Raw genomic sequence first — 17753 nt, forward strand, 5'->3', positions numbered from 1 at the left:
ATTGTAAATAAAACATTGCACTCATGTCAGAAAATAATCATAATCCAACTCTCTAATAAAGCGTAAATTTCATACCAAACGCTAAGTTTCTACCGAAACAACACATCCTACATTGTCACTCTATTTACTTTCGCCAACTGAGATAACATCAGCAGGTCGCTAACTATGAAATTTAATATGCTCACCATTAAACAGAAGATACTCCTCACGGTTACACTTGCCGTACTCCTATCAACCGCTTTAGTTGGCGTACTCAGCCAGCGCAGCGCAAAACACGTGGTGGAACAGCGAATGCTGACCTCTGAGCTGCCCAATATGCTGCAGCAGATCCGCAACAAGGTTGAGCTGGATATCAATAGTTTAATGAACGCTGCCGAACAGCTGGCTAATAACCATATGTTGATCCAATGGTTAGAGAATGATCGCCCGGTTGAAAGCGAGCATTTAGTCACCAAACAGCTACAGAGAATTAAGAGTCAATATGGGCTCGCTCAAGCTTCATTTGCCGATAGAGAGACAGCAGCTTACTACACGCAAGATGGCTTTTTACGCTTATTAAACCCCTCTCAGGACGGCTGGTTTTTCGATTATAAAAACAGTGGCCAAGAGCGCATGCTCAATGTGTTTACCGAAGCCAATGGTGAGGTAAAACTCTTTATCAATTATCAGCAACCCAATGGCCGTGGACTGGTGGGATTAGCTAAGTCTCTCGATGATATGGTTGCCCTTTTAGAGTCATTTAAAATTGAGGAGACGGGCTTCGTCTATCTTGTAGATGCCCAGGGACAGGTAAAACTGCATCCCGACACCAAGCAGATTGGAAAAAACTCTCTAAGCAACTTCTACCGTGAAGGGAACACTAATAGTTTACTCAACCGCAGTGATTTTAGCCTGCTAAAAACTGAGGTTGATGGTGAGTCCATGCTAGTAGCCAGTAGTTATATTCCTTCGATGAACTGGTACCTTGTTGCTCAAGTCCCAGAGGCTGAAATTTTCGCTCTACTACAGGAGTCTGCTTATCAGATCTTAATCTGGACCCTATTGATTGCATGCGCATTTATTATTTTAGCCATATTTGTCGCAGGCTCAGTAAGCCGACCAATCTCAGTTGTCGCCTCCATGTTGCAAGATATCGGAGAGGGTGAAGGAGATCTTCGTCAGCGTCTTCCTGTAGAGGGAAATGATGAGCTGACCTTACTGGCTAAAGGTTTTAACAGCTTTATCAGTAAGATCCAAAGCTCAATTATCGAAGTAACCGAAACCAGCGAACAACTAAGCCTCTCGGCAAAAGATGTCGCCACTCAGGCGCAGAAAACCCTCAGTGATAGCCAGCTACAGAAAGATCAAACCCTGATGGTCGTCGCTGCAATTAATGAGATGGGCGCAACGGTAAATGAGATTGCAGGTAGTGCCGCTCAAGCAGCAGATACCGCAAGAGATGCCGATACAGAATCCAGTTCAGGTCAGGTGGTTGTACTGCGCGCTAAAGACACCATTAATCAGCTTTCTGGCGATGTTGAATCTGTTGGCGAGGTGATCGAGTCTTTAGCCGTTCACACTAAATCCATCGGCGGTATTTTAGATGTCATTCGCGCTATATCTGAGCAGACCAACCTACTTGCCCTGAACGCAGCTATTGAAGCTGCCCGTGCTGGTGAAGCGGGTCGTGGTTTTGCAGTGGTGGCCGATGAAGTTAGAAATTTAGCATCACGCACAGCAACATCCACCAACGAAGTTCAGATTATGATCGATAAGCTACAAGCTGAGGCAAGCAGAGCAGTTGATGCTATGTCCCTGAGCCGCTCTCGCTCTCAAGAGGGAGTTATCGCGGTTGATGAAGCCAGTATGTCTCTTTCAGGGATCAGTGAGCAGATTGGTCAGATCACAGACATGAACATTCAAGTTGCAGCAGCAACTGAGGAGCAATCAACGGTTGTTGAAGATATTAATCGCAATGTCACAGAGATCAATGAGATAACCCAAAGAACTGCCGACACGTCAGAAGCCGTAGCCCAAGCAAGTCAGTCGTTGAATCAACTGGCTCATCGTTTGGATAGTTTAGTGGCAGGTTTTAAGGTGTAATAACATCGGAATGATATTGCCAGTTCCTAGACTCTTGAGCCTAGGAACTCGGCACTAAACCGATTAGTTTCGAGGCTTTAAAAACTTAATCGACATGGGATATTGATAACTTATCCCTTCGCTGGCTTTCATGGCTGCAATAATCGTAAACACGATATCGGCCACCGCAAGTATACCGATCAAGATAAACCCAATACCCACAAACATCAAAATGGCACTGATCATCATGTAGATCATTAAGCTTATCTTAAAATTTAAGCAGTTACGGCCACATTCATCAACAAAAGCTATCTCATCACGCTTCATCAACCAGACAATTAGCGGGCCGAGTATGCTACCAAAGGGAATGATATAACCTGCAAAACTTGAGGCGTGCACTGCAATCCCCATATTGCGTTCATCTTGGCTAAGCGCTTGTTGATCTTCTTGTACCTCTACCTGTGCTTCTTCTGTCACCTTTCCTCTCCTTGAATGATTTAACTCGCTTGTGGACCAAACAGACGCATCTGCCAGTTCTCAATCTTTTGGCTATCCAACCTTCTCTGTAAGCTATTCACCCAGGAGGTGGCGAGCCCTTCACTACTAATCAGACGATCATAAGCTGATGCATCAAACTCAGGTGCAAAGTAGATAGCCATAGCATCACGCACACTCATCTGTGTACGTCGCTCTAACAGGGTTACACTATCATCTTGTTGGATCACACCTGGTTTGAGCACTCGGTAAAACCAGCCGCACAGGCCGCTAGTCTGCATCGCAAGTGCAAACTCCTTATGGCCAAACTGTTGGTTTAACTTAAAACATGGCGATCTAGGTTGAGTCACCTGTAGCTGAACTTCACCGATAGCAATAATATCACCGATATTTACCTGAGCCTCATCTAGCCCCACGGTACTAATGTTTTCACCCATGGCAGGTCCATCCTTGAAGCCATTCATCATATCCCAGCGGCGGTACTGACCATAATGCTCTCGAGGAAAATGATGCAGCACCCTGTCTAATCCACCATGATGCTTAGGGTCGGCTTGAGCATCACCACTAACACGATCAATATTGACTTCTAACTTGATGGAGGACTTTTTATTGGCTATCCCACTAATAATCCCTGTCGACTCACTGAACTCTTCGCCCAGATATAGACCCGATAAACGTTTAACCAGTAATTGTTCCGACATCTAACCTACTCCTCAGTCACTTCTTCCCAAAAAGCTAACATGGCTAATGAGATAGCACCACCTGATCGCGTCCTCTATCTTTTGCCTGATAAAGTGCAACATCTACTCGGTTGATCAGATCGGCTCTTGGCTCACCTAGCTTATATTGTGCAACACCTGAGCTGACAGTTATGCCGATCTCATGTTCATTAACACTGATTTTTCGCTCGGCTATCGACTCCCTAATTCTCTCCGCCATATCCGCGGCATGACTAAGGTCGATATTAGGTAGAAGCAGTAGAAACTCCTCTCCGCCCCAGCGACAGACAATATCTTCGCTCCTTAATTGACGCCGGATTATATTTGCCACCGTCTTAATCACCAGATCACCAATACTGTGGCCAAAGTTATCATTCACACTCTTAAAGTAATCAATATCCAATAAAATAACCGACACAGGTGTGGCTGAGATTTCGGCGTTTTGTAGGGAGTGGGAGAAATACTCCTCAAACATCTGCCGGTTGGTAGCGCCAGTAAGCTTATCTGTCGACGCCATCACCTCTAACTTTCTCTGGTAACGACCTAAGGTCAAATTCGCAATCACTAAAATCACAACAATAACCATCAAGCCAAGCACTATGTTGACCCAGAAGGTATTTAAAATCTTCTTCTCTCCCTCTGCCTCCTCCTGCTCAACCATCAAGTACCATTTAAAATCAGACACCATACGTGAGTTCAGATAGACAGTTTTATTATCTCTAACATAGGAGAAAGAGGCGCTAGGGCTGGTCAAAATACGGGTGGCATACTTCTCGAGTCCCGGTGAGTTTTGCAGTGTCTGACTGCCTGAATACTGCTCTCCATGCAGGGTTACGTGCCCCTCGGTATCGACAAAATAAACTCGGCGGTTATAACGTTGCTGATAGAGTTTTATCAGCTTTTGCACCCGCTCTACCGCTAATCCAACACCAGTCACACCGATAAAATTCCCTTCAAAGTCATGTACTTTATAGTTAACGTAGACAACGGTACGGGTTCTATTTGCTGTATCAAGATCGATATTCACCTCATAGGATTCAGATGTTGGCAGCGAGCGAACACGAAAATACCAAGCATCATTGGGAGCTGTATCTTCAATCTTTTTTAGCACACCTGTGGAGTGGTAATACTTTCGACTTTTCTCTGAGACAAAAAAACTAGTGACGGTATCGTATTTATTTTGAATCTCTCTCAGATAACGGATCAACTGCTGAGGGTCCTCCTCATCATTGATGGTCCAATCTCTAACAAAGGTGTCTTGCGCCATTAATGAGGAGATAAAGATAGGTTGTAATAGATCTTGCTGGATCTCTGAATAGATATTGTCGCTGGTGAGAGGTAAAGTATTCTCTGAAATCTGCTCACTCAGAGAGTCGTGAGCAACTTTATAACTGATACCACTAGTAAAAATAAATGCCGTTAGCAAAAGAACCGATAGGATCCAGATAAACCGCTTCTTATCACTCCATACTGCCTTTCCCATTTACACCTACCCAATACTTTTAATTCATAGCCCTTATATCTGAGCTTTTAATTAACAACGCTTTGAAGCTTAACTTAAAAACAGAATTAATTGCATCAAAATTAAGCGAATAGTGAATTTAGAATAAAAAATGCCCCGCTGTTAGCGAGGCAAAAATAGGAAGGAAACCTAGGATAATGATCTGCATTGAGTAGATGTCATTAATATAAAAGCTAAACACTACAAATTGATGTCAGCGATATAACAGATTAATGACACTGATTCCTAATTGTTCAGATACTGCTTCAACCCCTCCCCAGGTATCGAGCTTTGTGTCGCAACCGCAAACCCAGCCCACACTCCGGCTTCTTTCATGGACTCAAGAATACCTAACCCTGTAGTAAGGCCATGTATCAAACCAGCCGCATAAGCATCTCCAGCGCCAGTCGTATCAATCACTTCAGACGGCGTAGCTTCCACCTGTTGGCAATCGTTCTCGGTATACAGATAGGCACCATCAGCACCATCGGTCACAATAAAATATTTAAGAGAGTCTCCAGCGATGGTTAAACCATATTCCCATGGAGAGAGTTGACTACGCCCCTGCATATCAGTTTTCGACGCAATCAAGATATCACAGGGCCTAGGACGTTCATCCTTGGCTAATTGAGCTAGTACCAAGCAGTTTTTCAGTGCTGTTTTAGCCCAACTAACACTTCCCTCAGCCGAGGAGTTGAAATATACCGCATCCCATTGCTGCCACACTGGTGGTGATGCCAGTTCAAATACAGGCCTTTGAGGGCGAATAATCGTGCGCTCTCCATCGGGAGTCATCACAAGTAGCATCTCACAGGAGTTCTCTTTATGACGTTGAATAAGGTGACAATCTATCCCTTGAGTGCTCGCTTCAGCAAGCAACCAGTCCCCCACCTTATCTCTGCCAACTTGACTCACAAGGGCAACCCTATGTTTGGCCCAAACCAATCCAATCCCTGTGTTGGCTCCACCACCACCCAGTCTTTGTCCACCATCTTGATAATGAAAACGCCCGCCCATCTGCAAGGGTCTATCCAGATTCAGAATACGATCACAGTTGAGGTTAGCCACGAGAAGAATATTAGCCATAATAGTTCCGAGAAGTTGGCGTCAGAAATCTATAATAGAGTAATACAGGCATAAACCGCATCCTCTTTTAGTCGAAAGGGTAGACTAGCGCTTAATGATAAACATACCTTCACTGGCTGGACGGCTAAGTTTAAAACCGAACTTTTCGTACAACTCAGGAACATCAGCCATTAAGGTAATATAGGCGCCCTTTGGTGCATCTCTTTCAAGGTATTCCATGATGGCTTGCATAAGCATTCTGCCATAACCTCTACCTTGATACGCAGGATCCACCGCGACATCGACAATCTCAAAATTCAGTGCTCCGTCACCCACAACTCTTCCCATACCAACGACATGTTGATGAACCAGCACCTGTACCCCAAACAAACTGCGCGGTAGACCCACTCTAGCGGCTTCAATTGGCCTTGGTGATAATCCAGATATATCTCTTAAACGGGTAAAATCTTCTGCTGACACAAGGGTTTCAATTAACTTTGCATCCATTCTGATCAACTCACTAACCTCCGTTACCACTACGCCATTCCGACGCTAACATCGCATACTGAAACTCACTGCCCCAAGCACCTTTAAAGAAGACGTTTTCGATAAAATGTGCCTCTCGTCGAAAGCCCACTCTTTCCAATAACAACCAAGAGGGAAGATTTTCGCAGTCAGTAGTCGCTATCACCCTATGAGGTTTTAAGGTTGAAAAGAGGTAAGTTAGCAAGCCAATTACCGCTTCAGATGCGTATCCTTGTCCCTGAAAATCTGGGGCAAACGTAAAACCAATCTCAATCTGCTCTCCATCAATAAAATGAACGGCCAGATCTCCCAACATCTGTTTAGAATCCTTAGTTAATATGGCCAGTTGGAACCAATGACCTAAACAACCAAACTCAACTCCCTTGATCTCATCAAATAGCGTAAGTGCATCCTGATAACTGTACTCGCTCCAACTTTGGTATTTGGCCACCTCAGGGAGAGCACGATAATCGGCAAACGCCTGTAGATCACCAGACTCAAATTGGCGACAGGTAATACGTTCTGTTTGAAATAACGGCTCCATGCACGGCTCCTCACTCACGGTAATATGTCCCTTTTGGCGCAGCACCAAAAAGTGGCATTGCAGCTTGCATCTGCTCAGGTGGAAAACCCTTTACCGACAGTTGATGATGCTCAACTGAATCCCACCTTTCTATCACTGCAAACTCATTAACCTCTCCCTCTTTACGTAACACTTGATAGGAGAGGCAGCCTTTTGAGCCTTGAATGTAAGGCGCAAGTGAAAGTAGAAACTGGTACAGAGCCTCAGCTTGTCCCGCTGCTGCTTGAAACTCTCCAACTCGAACAATCATACTCTCTAGCCTCATCTTAAAACTGATATCCACAAAACTACCTTAAATAGTCTCTTAAGCAAATACCTTAGGAAGTAACTCAAGCTTTCGTACTGCTAATTTTTTACTCGGCCATTTGGCTTGACGTGAAAGCCAATCGTTATGTAAGAGATCTCTCAAGCTTGTGTCAGAAAAAAGGCTGTCTTAAATATCCACATCGACCAAAAAACGATAAAGCATTGTTTTTAAATAAATATTACCACTGACTTATCTAAGTGAAAAAAATCACATCACATTCACTTTTTAACAGAGAATAACTCTTGATAAAATACAATCAAATATCAGGGAAGGTTAAGGTTATTGAATGGAATCAATAATTAGCATAGATGAATTACTGGGTAATATAGGCACACCAGAGAGTAAGTTAAGACGATACCAGGCCTGCCTTAATGAGTTCGACCGACTCAATTACGATGATCCCTTTATCAGACAGATCCGTGAGGAAGCAACGAGGTTAGAGCAGAAGATTAAGGAGTCTAAGACGCAAAATACTTGGTTCAAATTTAGGGAGTAGGGCGAATTTGCAATTGGCCACCAAACCTCTACTGCTCACACAAAATCACCAAGAGTGACGAAAATAATCGATAAAAGCACGGGTCTTCGCCGGCAGATAAGCCAACTGCTGGTAATAACCCCACATGGAAAACCGCTGACTTTCTACATAAGTTAAAACAGACATAAGCTCTCCACAAGCAAGCTCCCTCTCAATAATCATCCTAGGGATATAGGCAATCCCCATCCCCTGCACCGCAGCTTGAATGATGACCTCTGTATTATCACTCACCAACCTCCCTTTCACTTCGACACTCTCCTCACCTAAACACCAAAGGTAAGAGCGATTCTCCTTTCCATAACAGAGGCAACTATGTTGAACCAGCTCCTCAACCTTATGGGGGCTGCCATGCTTGTTAATATATTCAGGTGAAGCAAACAGGCCATTACGGTATTCACACAGCGGCACACCAACAAAAGTACCTGAATCGAACGCTTCTATATGCCTTGCAAGAGAGATATCGGCGCTGCGCAGTGGTAAGTCATCGTAATCAACCGACAATAACTCCAACTTAATCTCAGGGAAATTAGCATTAAAACCGGGCAACATAGGCATTAACACTCGACTTAAAACAGGGGCTGGTGCGGCTACAGTCAAGCGACCACTGGGGCTCTCTCCTAATGTAGCGGTTTCATCAACCAAAGACTGCCAACGTCCACTAAGTTCTCTCACTTCCTGATAAAAGTGCTCACCCGCTTCTGTGATTACAATGCTCCGTGTCGAACGCTTTAGCAGTTGTACCCCGAGCTGAGATTCCAACTCAGCCAAACGCTTACTTACCGCCGATGGACTGATGTTGAGAGCCTTAGCTGTCGCTACCATGGAACCCAGTTCAACGATTAACTTAAAGAGCTGTGCTCTCTCAAATGCCCCCACATTATTTCCCTTTAAGAAATTAATACTTTATGAAACCGTAGATTATCTACTTCAGAATAACAATTAAACTCTACAAAACATTGAAAAGATAAGTAAGGAAGATTACAGATGCTTATAGTGGAAACCGTTAGCTGGACAGCTAAAACTGGTGTAGAGGCAGAGCAGATGATTGACGCTGTAGAGAAAATGGTACCGGACCTACAAAAGGTGCCGGGGTTCAGGTACCAATCTCTCTGCTTAAAAGAACTGATGCCGGAGAGTGATGCAACAGACTCAAAAAGTCAGTGGCTACAGCTCTACTACTGGGACACGGTAGAGGCTGCACATAAATCCAATGCCATCATGGCACCTACTGACTCACTAAACCATTTAATCAGCCTAATAGAGCCAGATAGCATAGCCATTGATATCTTCACCCCTTTGCAGCAATCGTCCCCACTCACAATTGATTAGTAACAGACAACAAAAAAGGTTGAAGCTCAGCTTCAACCTTTTAATCAAAAAAATCTTAAAGGAAACTACATATCGCAAGGCTTCAGCGGTTTACGCAGCTGAGCGCGGACATTATCCATGCCCGAGTAAAACTCCTTCATCATCAATAGCCCCATCATCTTGCCGTTATCGGTCACAATCAGCTTATCAGGGTCGGTTGGGTCATTCTTAATTGCACCGATCACCTTCATCGAGGTCATCTCTTTAAAGAGTGCGGTATCTAAGTTTACACCAAAAGTTTCACGGAAATATTTACGGGACAAACGGCCTGAGAACATCCCCAGTAGGAAGCGATACTGCATCACATCCTTCTTGCTGTAATTCTTCTGCTGCTCAACACCCATGCGTCCTGCATTAATATTCTCATGGTACTTTCTAAGGGAGAAGTTATTCACATAAAGGGTGTCATCCAAGAAGCTAAATGACCCAGAGCCCACACCTAAATACTCATCATAATCGATAACGTACTCATCGAAACCTTCGTTGTTAGCCTTACCAAACGCCCATGCAGACAGTTGATTGTATTGTCCATTTAAACTATTGAGGATCTGGCGATACTGACGAGCCATATCTCCTTGGGACGCTGCCAGTTTACCTTTCACACTCTTACGTGTCTGATGCGTGATCATCAAGGGATAAGTGGTGATCTGACGAGGATCTAACTTAGAGGCCATATCTAAGTCATGTTGAATGATCTCATCGGTTTGGCCACGGAAACCAAAGATCAGATCGACGTTGATGATAGGAAACAGCTCTTTAGCCGCCATGATCTTATCAAATGTCTGTTGACCCGAGCCGAACTTATCCAGCCTATCTGTCATCGCTAGAATATCATCATTAAAGCTCTGCACCCCGATAGACATGCGATCCACTAAACCCTCGAGCTGTTTAAACTCTGGACTATCTAAATGTTGAGGATCCGACTCACATGAAACCTCTTTAATATTTGGAAACAGGGTTTTCGCATGCTCAATGGTACGGGCTAGCTCATCTTCCAACACCGTTGTTGTGCCGCCACCGATATACATGGACTCAAAGTCATAACCCAGCGCCTTCACCATATCCATCTCTTTACGCAGAGAGATAAAGTAAGCGCGAGCCTTATCTTCTTTAAACAGGAAACGGTGGAAGGTACAGAAAGAGCAGAGCGTGTGACAGAAAGGCACATGGGCATAAAGCATATACTTCTTACCCTCTACTGGTGCAGGCATCATATCTGCCGACTGAGTATCGAGTCGCAAGTTTCTATCAACATAGAACTGCATCACTCGCTCCATAGAGCTAAGCATCCAGTTAGGGACAGTAATATCAGCCTGATAAGGCTTAATAATTTCACTGCCAGCTGATTGAATAATTGACGACATATAGATCCTTAAATTAGCAGTTACAGAGTTTATCAACCGTGAAAAAAGTAGAGCTTATGCGATGGCACGGCCAAAATGCAGAGCACAAAAATACCACTTTAGAGTTAATCAAAATGTGAACTGGTTATAAGTTACTGCCACCTAACAGAGAAAACTGAGGAATTTTGTTAAGCGAGTCATGTTTTAGTTATTGCTCAATAAATAGCTAAAACCCAGATATAAAAACACCCCGCAAGTTTCCCTGCGAGGTGTGTTAAAAAGCTCTTAAGTACTCAACACTAAAGACTAGTCTTTGTATTTAAGCGTACCATTTTCTTTGATCTCATCGAACCAAAGGTTGTGGTGCTGACTTGCCCAAGTTTCGTCACAGTAGCCAGACACCATACACTCCATACCACCTTCAGACATAACCGTTGCCATAAAGATATGTACGATTGAGAAAGCAGTAATGATGATAGCAGCAACAGAGTGAAGCACTAATGCAATTAAGCTTAATGTACGGCTAGGCTCGAACAAGTTCGGGAATAGCAACAACATACCAGAGGCAGAGATCACTAGACCAAATAGGGCAAATGCCCAGAACCATAACTTCTCACCGGCGTTAGCAAAACCAGCATCAGGGTGTTTACCTTTGAATGGACCGAAGTTGATGTAACCACCAACCACCATCATCCACTTAAGGTCATACATCTTAGGTAGCTGATTCTTAGCCCATAAGGTGACCATCAATGCCCAACCTAACATGAACGGAATCGCCATGAAGTCATGCACCTGTTTGGCACCGTAGACTAAGCCTGCCCATAGACCTTCACCTATGTATGGCTGGAAGAAGAAACGCCCTGCCAACAGAGTCAGACCAGTCAAGATCAACAGCAGACATGGGATCGCACCTAACCAATGGATTGAGACATCAAACTTAGACCAGCGGTAGACCAACTTACCTGAGTAGCCACCATGTAGCTTAGAGATACCGTTAATCTTTATGAAAACCACAAAGATGATGATCATGCCAAATAGCGCAGCCATTAACGCTGGCGCTAATAGGTCGCTACGTAGCTCTAGAACACGAAGATCATAGGTATTGATCGGCTGGTTGTGGAACTCACCGTGAGAGGTAGTCTCACCTGTGGCGCCCGCTTGTAACTGAGACCAGATCTGACCATCAGTAGCAACAGGCTGCTCTGCTCCAGCTTGAGCTAGGCCGATAGCACTGAACATTAGCACTAAGATCAAGCCAATCTGTTTGAACCAATTGTTCATATTACATCCTTATCTTCCACACCATGTCGCCATGGTGTGGATAATTGGGCTGAATACAGGCTAGGGATTAACCCCAGATTGCATTTTTAGAGCCACGGTATGCAACACGCTCACGGAAGATTGAAGAGATAATCTCTGCATCACCCGCAAGTAACGACTTAGTCGCACATAGCTCAGCACACATAGGCAGCTTACCTTCAGCGATACGGTTAGAACCGTACTTCTGACGCTCAGCATCTGAGAAGTTCTCTTCTGGGCCACCGGCACAGAAAGTACACTTGTCCATCTTGCCACGGCTGCCAAATGCACCCTTCTTAGGGAACTGAGGCGCACCAAATGGGCAAGCGTAGAGACAGTAACCACAACCGATACAGGTATCTTTGTTGTGCAGTGTTAAGCCATCTTCAGTCTTGTAGAAGCAGTTTGCAGGACACACAGCCTGACAAGGAGCGTCGGTACAGTGCATACATGCCACTGATATAGATGCTTCACCTGGCACACCATCATTGATGGTAACAACGCGGCGACGTTGAATGCCCCACTCTAGAGCTGAGTCGTTTTCGTTCTTACATGCTGTGACACAACCATTACATTCGATGCAACGCTTGGTATCACACAAAAATTTCATTGTAGCCATAACGGCATTTCTCCTAGCTAATTCTGCACTTAGGCTTTAGTGATCTGACAAAGCGATGCTTTCGTTTCTTGCATCTGAGTCACAGGGTCATAACCATAAGTCAATGCAGTGTTAGCTGACTCACCAATAACATAAGGAACAGTACCTTCTGGGTAGTTAGGTGCTAAGCTTTCGCCGTGCATCTCACCCGCAAAGTGATAAGGCATCCATGTCACACCAGGTTTAACGCGAGGCGTCACCATGGCCTGGATCTTAATACGGCCACCTTCAGCACCCTCTAACCACACAGTGTCGCCGTTACGGATACCGCGATCGGCAGCATCAGCAGGGTTGATCTCAACAAACATCTCTTGTTGAAGCTCTGCAAGCCATGGGTTAGAACGAGACTCTTCACCACCACCCTCATACTCAACCAAGCGACCAGAGGTCAGACCTAATGGGTACTGAGCTGTGTTGTCATTGTCTTGCAATGTCTTGTACAGCGTCGGCAGACGGTGTACTTGCATATCAGCGTAAGTTGGATACTTAGCCACAAGATCACGACGTGGCGTATAGATAGGCTCACGGTGAACAGGTACTTGATCAGGGAAGGTCCACACAATACAACGCGCTTTAGCGTTACCAAATGGGATACAGCCGTGCTTCATAGCCACACGCTGGATACCACCAGAAAGGTCAGTCTTCCAGTTCTTACCGTCAGCTTCAGCTTTCTCTGTCGCTGTTAGGTCATCCCACCAGCCAAGCTGCTTAAGCATCTCTGCGGTGAACTCTGGATAACCGTCTTGAATTTCGCTGCCCTTAGAGTAGCTACCATCGGCAAGAATGTTCTCACCCTTATATTCCACACCGTAACGAGCACGGAAGTTACCACCACCCTGAAGCACATGTTTGTTTGTGTTATACAGGATCTGTGTACCAGGGTGCTTCTGCTCAGGCGTACCCCAACATGGCCAAGGTAGACCGTAAGTTTCACCCTTAGCAGGACCGCCCTCAGCTTCAAGTGTCTTGTTGCTGAACGTACCCCAGTTCATGGTGTGCTGCTTGATACGCTCAGGACTTTGACCTGACATACCAATTGTCCACATACCACGGTTAATCTCGCGAGTAATATCTTCAATAACAAGCAGATCGTTAGCATTCTTAGCGATACGCTTAGTGTACTCATCGGCGAAACCAAGTTTCTGAGATAGACGGTACATGATCTCAAGATCGGTCTTAGACTCGAACAATGGCTCGATAACCTTCTCACGCCACTGCTGACTACGGCCAGAGTTAGACACAGAACCTTCAGTTTCAAACTGAGTTGCTGCTGGTAGTAGATAAACACCATTTTGACGACGGTGCATAACACCCGCCATCGTTGGGAATGGATCCACAACAACCACAGTGTCCATCTTATCTAGTGCATCACGTACATCACTCTGACGAGTCGCAGTGTTCACTGACTGACCCCAGAAGAATGCCATACGAACACGGTCTTTCTGAGCTAGTTTCTCAGGTGTCTCAAGTACACCATCATACCAGCGAGAACATGGGATACCAGGAGTGTTCATAGGAACGCGACCTAGGTATTCATTTTGGTCAAAACGATTCTTAACCCAGTCAAAGTCCAGATCCCAAACATGGGTCCAGTGCTTCCAAGAACCAGTCTTAAGACCGTAGTAGCCAGGTAGCGTATCGAATAGCAGACCTAAATCGGTTGCACCCTGCACGTTATCGTGACCACGGAAGATGTTAGTACCACCACCAGACACACCCATGTTGCCAAGAGCAAGCTGAAGGATACAGTAAGCACGAGTGTTAGCATTACCCACGTGATGCTGAGTACCACCCATACACCAAACTACAGTACCTGGGCGGTTGTCGGCCATAAGCTTAGCGGCTTGATAAACTTCAGCTTCGCTAACGCCAGTAACATGCTCAACCTCTTTAGGTGGGAACTTCTTCGCTTCTGCGCGAATTGACTCCATCTCGAACACACGCTCTTTGATGAAAGTCTTATCTTCCCAACCATTTTCAAAGATGTGCCAAAGCATACCGTAGATAAATGGAATATCAGTACCTGGACGCAATGCACAGTGAAGATCAGAGTGAGCGGCAGTACGAGAGAAACGAGGGTCAACAACGATAATCTTGGCGTTGTTCTTCTCTTTCGCGAGCAGAATATGCTGCATAGCAACAGGATGCGCTTCAGCAGGGTTCGCCCCGATGAAGAAGATTGCGTTTGCATTCTGAATATCGTTGAAAGAGTTAGTTTGCGCACCGTAGCCCCAAGTGTTAGCAACACCGGCTACCGTGGTAGAGTGACAGATACGTGCAGAGTGATCGACGTTGTTCGTACCCCACATAGCTGCAAATTTACGATACATGTAGCAGCCTTCGTTCGAGAACTTAGCACTACCCATAAAGTAAACAGAGTCAGGACCTGATTCTTTACGAATGGTCTGCATCTGGTCGCCAACTTCGTTGAAAGCCTGCTCCCAAGATAGTTTCTTCCACTTGCCATCAACAAGCTTCATTGGGTACTTAAGACGCTTCTCACCGTGACCATGTTCACGAAGAGCTGCACCTTTTGCACAGTGACCGCCCGCGTTGAATGGGTGATCGAAAGCAGGCTCTTGACCTGTCCATACGCCATTTTGAACTTCAGCATATAGACCACAACCTACCGCACAAGCACTACATACAGTACGCTTGATCTCGATTGGTGCATCATGTGGGATATCTTTAGCTTCAGCTTTACGCATCATGCCAGTACCCAAAAGTGAAGCTGCAGCAATACCACCAGATGTGATACCAGCATGCTTCATAAACTGACGACGGCTAATACCTAGAGTCTTTTTCTCAACTTTAGGTGCCTCGTTGGATTTGCGAGTTAATTGCATCGCTCGAACACTCCTAATTTAGCTACGTAGGCTGTTGTAATAACTGCGAATATGATTTGTTTCGTGATAGCCGTCTGTGCTTTTGGCGCTCACATTACTCTCTGTTGCTTGCGCAGCACTGATACCAGTAGCGGCTAGGGCGACAGTCGCCGTTCCGCCAATGGTGAGTGCTTTCAGCAAAGATCTGCGGTTCAGATCAGGCTGTTGCTTTTTCATTCTTGCTCCTGGTGTGAATAGGGTTACTTTTTGTTATTTGTAATAGCCAGAACATCTTTATCGATTAACCTCTAGCGCGGTCACTTGTTATCCAAGTGTTATCTTTTAACGAATTGCTATGTACAAAGTTTTGATTATTAAAAGCATCCATAAATTTCATGGGCAATATAAGAGAATTGATAAGCGGAAAAATTGATCTAACCCCGATTCAGATCTCGAAAAAGAGGTTATTACCTCTAAAGTGTTAACCGAATCATGTTTTATAAAATACGAGTGGGGAGGAGGGTCAAAAGTAGCAACAAGAAAGCAAATAAAATGTTAACAACGGTAATAAGTTAAGTTGTTTTTAATTAAGGTAAATGGCAATTGAGAGTGATTACTACTTAACCGATTTACAGCAAAAATAGAGCCTAAAAACTTAGATAAAAGAGGGATAATAGATAAAAATATACCTGCTCTCTTGTGTACTCATTGATTAATAATACAGCTCCCATAAAAAAGCCCCAGCTAATGCTAGGGCTTTTGATCTTCAATTAAGACTGATAGCGTATAGCTAGTCTTTATACTCCAATGTGCCGTTCTCTTTGATCTCGTCATACCAAAGATTATGGTGCTGTACAGCCCAGTTTTCATCACAATAACCGGACTTCATACACTCCATACCACCCTCACTCAATACCGTCGCCATCCAGATATGCACGATAGTAAACGCGATGATAATAATGGCACTTAAGCCATGGATAAGCAGAGCAGCCATCGAGGCTTCGCGAGGAAGCTCTAGGCCAGGCAATACCAGCATAATACCGGAAACACTGATAAACAGACCGAAGATAGCTAAGGTCCAGAACCACATCTTCTCACCCGCATTGGCAAAACCACTGTCAGGGTGCTTCCCTTTAAATGGTCCAAAGTTGATGTAACCACCAACCACAAGGAACCATTTCAGGTCATACATCTTAAGCGTCTGCAGCGGCATCCACTTAACCACACATAAGATCCATGACACGATAAACAGCGGACCCACATAATCATGGATAGTCTTACTGCCGTATATCAGTGCGGCCCACACTCCTTCACCCACATAAGGTTGAAGAATATGTTTGCCCAGCATGATATTGATACCCGTGAATATTAACCCCAAACATGAGATGGCTAATACCCAGTGGATAATCAGATCGGCCTTCGACCAACGCAACACCATTTTACCGGAGAAGCCTTTGGTTAGCTTTGAAGGGCCGTTAACAAAATAGAAGATTAAGAAGGCAGCAAATACCCCAAGTACCGCCACTCCCATGGCAGGTGTCAGGTATTCATTCTTAATGTTTTTGCCTTCATTACCGACAACATTAATTAGTACGCCGGCCTCACTCCCTTGGGCAACGGTATAACCGGAATCACCGGCCTTAACAGCACGCCAAAGATCCGCATCACTGGTTTTTGCATTCGCAATTTGTTGGCTGTTTTGTCCATCTGCGGCTAAGGCTGATGTACTCAAACCTAAACCCATTAAGATAACGAGCGGTAAAACAAGCGAAGCAAACAGGCTGCGTAGTGATGTTAATTTCATAGTCACTCCTTTAAGAGTTGAGTTGTGAGCTAAGCTCACAACTCACTTCACTTACGCGCCAACCTTGGGAGTGTAACCCCAAATAGCACCTGGGTTACCACGTGCAGCAACACGCTCACGGTAGATGTTAGATACGATCTCAGCATCACCAGCGAGAAGAGACTTAGTGGAACACATCTCTGCACACATAGGTAACTTACCCTCTGCAATACGGTTTGCACCGTACTTTTCACGCTCAGCTTCTGAGAAGTTCTTCTCAGGGCCACCAGCACAGAAGGTACACTTGTCCATCTTGCCACGGCTACCAAAGGCACCCTTTTTAGGGAACTGAGGCGCGCCAAACGGACATGCATAGAGACAGTAACCACAACCGATACAGGTATCCTTGTTGTGAAGTACTATGCCGTCGTCGGTACGGTAGAAACAATCTGCAGGACAGACTGCCTGACAAGGTGCATCAGTACAGTGCATACAAGCCACTGATATTGACGCCTCACCTGGCTCACCATCATTGATTGTCACTACGCGGCGACGTTGAATTCCCCACTCAAGAGCGGAATCGTTTTCATTCTTACAAGCTGTGACGCAACCGTTACACTCGATGCAGCGTTTGGTGTCACACAAAAATTTCATGACTGCCATATTGGCTATCTCCTCATCAAGTT

18 protein-coding genes are annotated in these 17753 nt (G+C 45.0%); 3 read left to right on the top strand and 15 right to left on the bottom strand.

Going from position 1 to position 17753, the window contains the following annotated elements:
* Positions 1-165 precede the first annotated feature (165 nt).
* The gene (locus SWOO_RS24615; RefSeq protein WP_012327361.1) at positions 166-2082 is read left to right on the top strand and encodes a methyl-accepting chemotaxis protein; all 1917 of its coding nucleotides are present in this window, start codon (positions 166-168) and stop codon (positions 2080-2082) included.
* Between the two features lie 63 nt (positions 2083-2145).
* Here SWOO_RS24615 and SWOO_RS24620 read toward each other — a convergent pair whose 3' ends face one another.
* From SWOO_RS24620 to SWOO_RS24650, 7 genes are all read right to left on the bottom strand, one after another.
* Positions 2146-2472, bottom strand: a complete 327-nt coding sequence (locus tag SWOO_RS24620; RefSeq protein WP_041418411.1) for a DUF4870 domain-containing protein — start codon at positions 2470-2472, stop codon at positions 2146-2148.
* Between the two features lie 86 nt (positions 2473-2558).
* Positions 2559-3257: an MOSC domain-containing protein gene (locus SWOO_RS24625; RefSeq protein WP_012327363.1), complete on the bottom strand. Its 699-nt coding sequence runs from the start codon at positions 3255-3257 to the stop codon at positions 2559-2561.
* Positions 3258-3300: 43 nt separating this feature from the next.
* Positions 3301-4758: a sensor domain-containing diguanylate cyclase gene (locus SWOO_RS24630; protein ID WP_012327364.1), complete on the bottom strand. Its 1458-nt coding sequence runs from the start codon at positions 4756-4758 to the stop codon at positions 3301-3303.
* A 264-nt stretch (positions 4759-5022) separates the two neighbouring features.
* Entirely contained in the window at positions 5023-5862 is an 840-nt protein-coding gene (locus SWOO_RS24635; protein ID WP_012327365.1) for a PfkB family carbohydrate kinase, read from the bottom strand.
* 84 nt (positions 5863-5946) lie between these two features.
* Positions 5947-6348: a GNAT family N-acetyltransferase gene (locus SWOO_RS24640; RefSeq protein ID WP_012327366.1), complete on the bottom strand. Its 402-nt coding sequence runs from the start codon at positions 6346-6348 to the stop codon at positions 5947-5949.
* A 13-nt stretch (positions 6349-6361) separates the two neighbouring features.
* Positions 6362-6910: a GNAT family N-acetyltransferase gene (locus SWOO_RS24645; RefSeq protein ID WP_012327367.1), complete on the bottom strand. Its 549-nt coding sequence runs from the start codon at positions 6908-6910 to the stop codon at positions 6362-6364.
* Positions 6911-6920: 10 nt separating this feature from the next.
* Positions 6921-7232, bottom strand: coding sequence for a putative quinol monooxygenase (locus tag SWOO_RS24650; RefSeq protein ID WP_229377273.1), 312 nt, complete (start codon positions 7230-7232; stop codon positions 6921-6923).
* A gap of 310 nt (positions 7233-7542) precedes the next feature.
* Here SWOO_RS24650 and SWOO_RS24655 point away from each other — a divergent pair, with 310 nt between their 5' ends.
* Positions 7543-7752: a hypothetical protein gene (locus SWOO_RS24655; protein ID WP_012327369.1), complete on the top strand. Its 210-nt coding sequence runs from the start codon at positions 7543-7545 to the stop codon at positions 7750-7752.
* Positions 7753-7797: 45 nt separating this feature from the next.
* On the opposite strand, the gene SWOO_RS24660 is transcribed toward SWOO_RS24655, so the two are convergent.
* Positions 7798-8667: a LysR family transcriptional regulator gene (locus SWOO_RS24660; RefSeq protein ID WP_012327370.1), complete on the bottom strand. Its 870-nt coding sequence runs from the start codon at positions 8665-8667 to the stop codon at positions 7798-7800.
* A gap of 108 nt (positions 8668-8775) precedes the next feature.
* On the opposite strand from SWOO_RS24660, the gene SWOO_RS24665 reads away from it, so the two are divergent.
* Positions 8776-9120, top strand: coding sequence for a hypothetical protein (locus tag SWOO_RS24665; RefSeq protein ID WP_041417848.1), 345 nt, complete (start codon positions 8776-8778; stop codon positions 9118-9120).
* Positions 9121-9185: 65 nt separating this feature from the next.
* Here SWOO_RS24665 and SWOO_RS24670 read toward each other — a convergent pair whose 3' ends face one another.
* From SWOO_RS24670 to fdh3B (SWOO_RS24700), 7 genes are all read right to left on the bottom strand, one after another.
* Positions 9186-10523: a coproporphyrinogen III oxidase family protein gene (locus tag SWOO_RS24670; protein WP_012327372.1), complete on the bottom strand. Its 1338-nt coding sequence runs from the start codon at positions 10521-10523 to the stop codon at positions 9186-9188.
* Positions 10524-10808: 285 nt separating this feature from the next.
* Positions 10809-11783, bottom strand: coding sequence for a formate dehydrogenase subunit gamma (locus SWOO_RS24675; RefSeq protein WP_012327373.1), 975 nt, complete (start codon positions 11781-11783; stop codon positions 10809-10811).
* A gap of 67 nt (positions 11784-11850) precedes the next feature.
* Positions 11851-12420, bottom strand: a complete 570-nt coding sequence (gene fdh3B / locus SWOO_RS24680; protein WP_012327374.1) for a formate dehydrogenase FDH3 subunit beta — start codon at positions 12418-12420, stop codon at positions 11851-11853.
* Positions 12421-12449: 29 nt separating this feature from the next.
* Positions 12450-15305: a formate dehydrogenase subunit alpha gene (locus tag SWOO_RS24685; protein WP_012327375.1), complete on the bottom strand. Its 2856-nt coding sequence runs from the start codon at positions 15303-15305 to the stop codon at positions 12450-12452.
* Positions 15306-15323: 18 nt separating this feature from the next.
* Positions 15324-15521, bottom strand: a complete 198-nt coding sequence (locus SWOO_RS24690; protein WP_012327376.1) for a formate dehydrogenase region TAT target — start codon at positions 15519-15521, stop codon at positions 15324-15326.
* Between the two features lie 553 nt (positions 15522-16074).
* Positions 16075-17088: a formate dehydrogenase subunit gamma gene (locus SWOO_RS24695; RefSeq protein WP_012327377.1), complete on the bottom strand. Its 1014-nt coding sequence runs from the start codon at positions 17086-17088 to the stop codon at positions 16075-16077.
* A 51-nt stretch (positions 17089-17139) separates the two neighbouring features.
* Complete coding sequence (fdh3B, locus tag SWOO_RS24700) at positions 17140-17730, bottom strand: formate dehydrogenase FDH3 subunit beta (RefSeq protein ID WP_012327378.1); 591 nt, start codon at positions 17728-17730, stop codon at positions 17140-17142.
* Positions 17731-17753 lie beyond the last annotated feature (23 nt).

Origin of the sequence: Shewanella woodyi ATCC 51908, from assembly GCF_000019525.1 — a bacterium.
GTDB lineage: Bacteria > Pseudomonadota > Gammaproteobacteria > Enterobacterales > Shewanellaceae > Shewanella > Shewanella woodyi.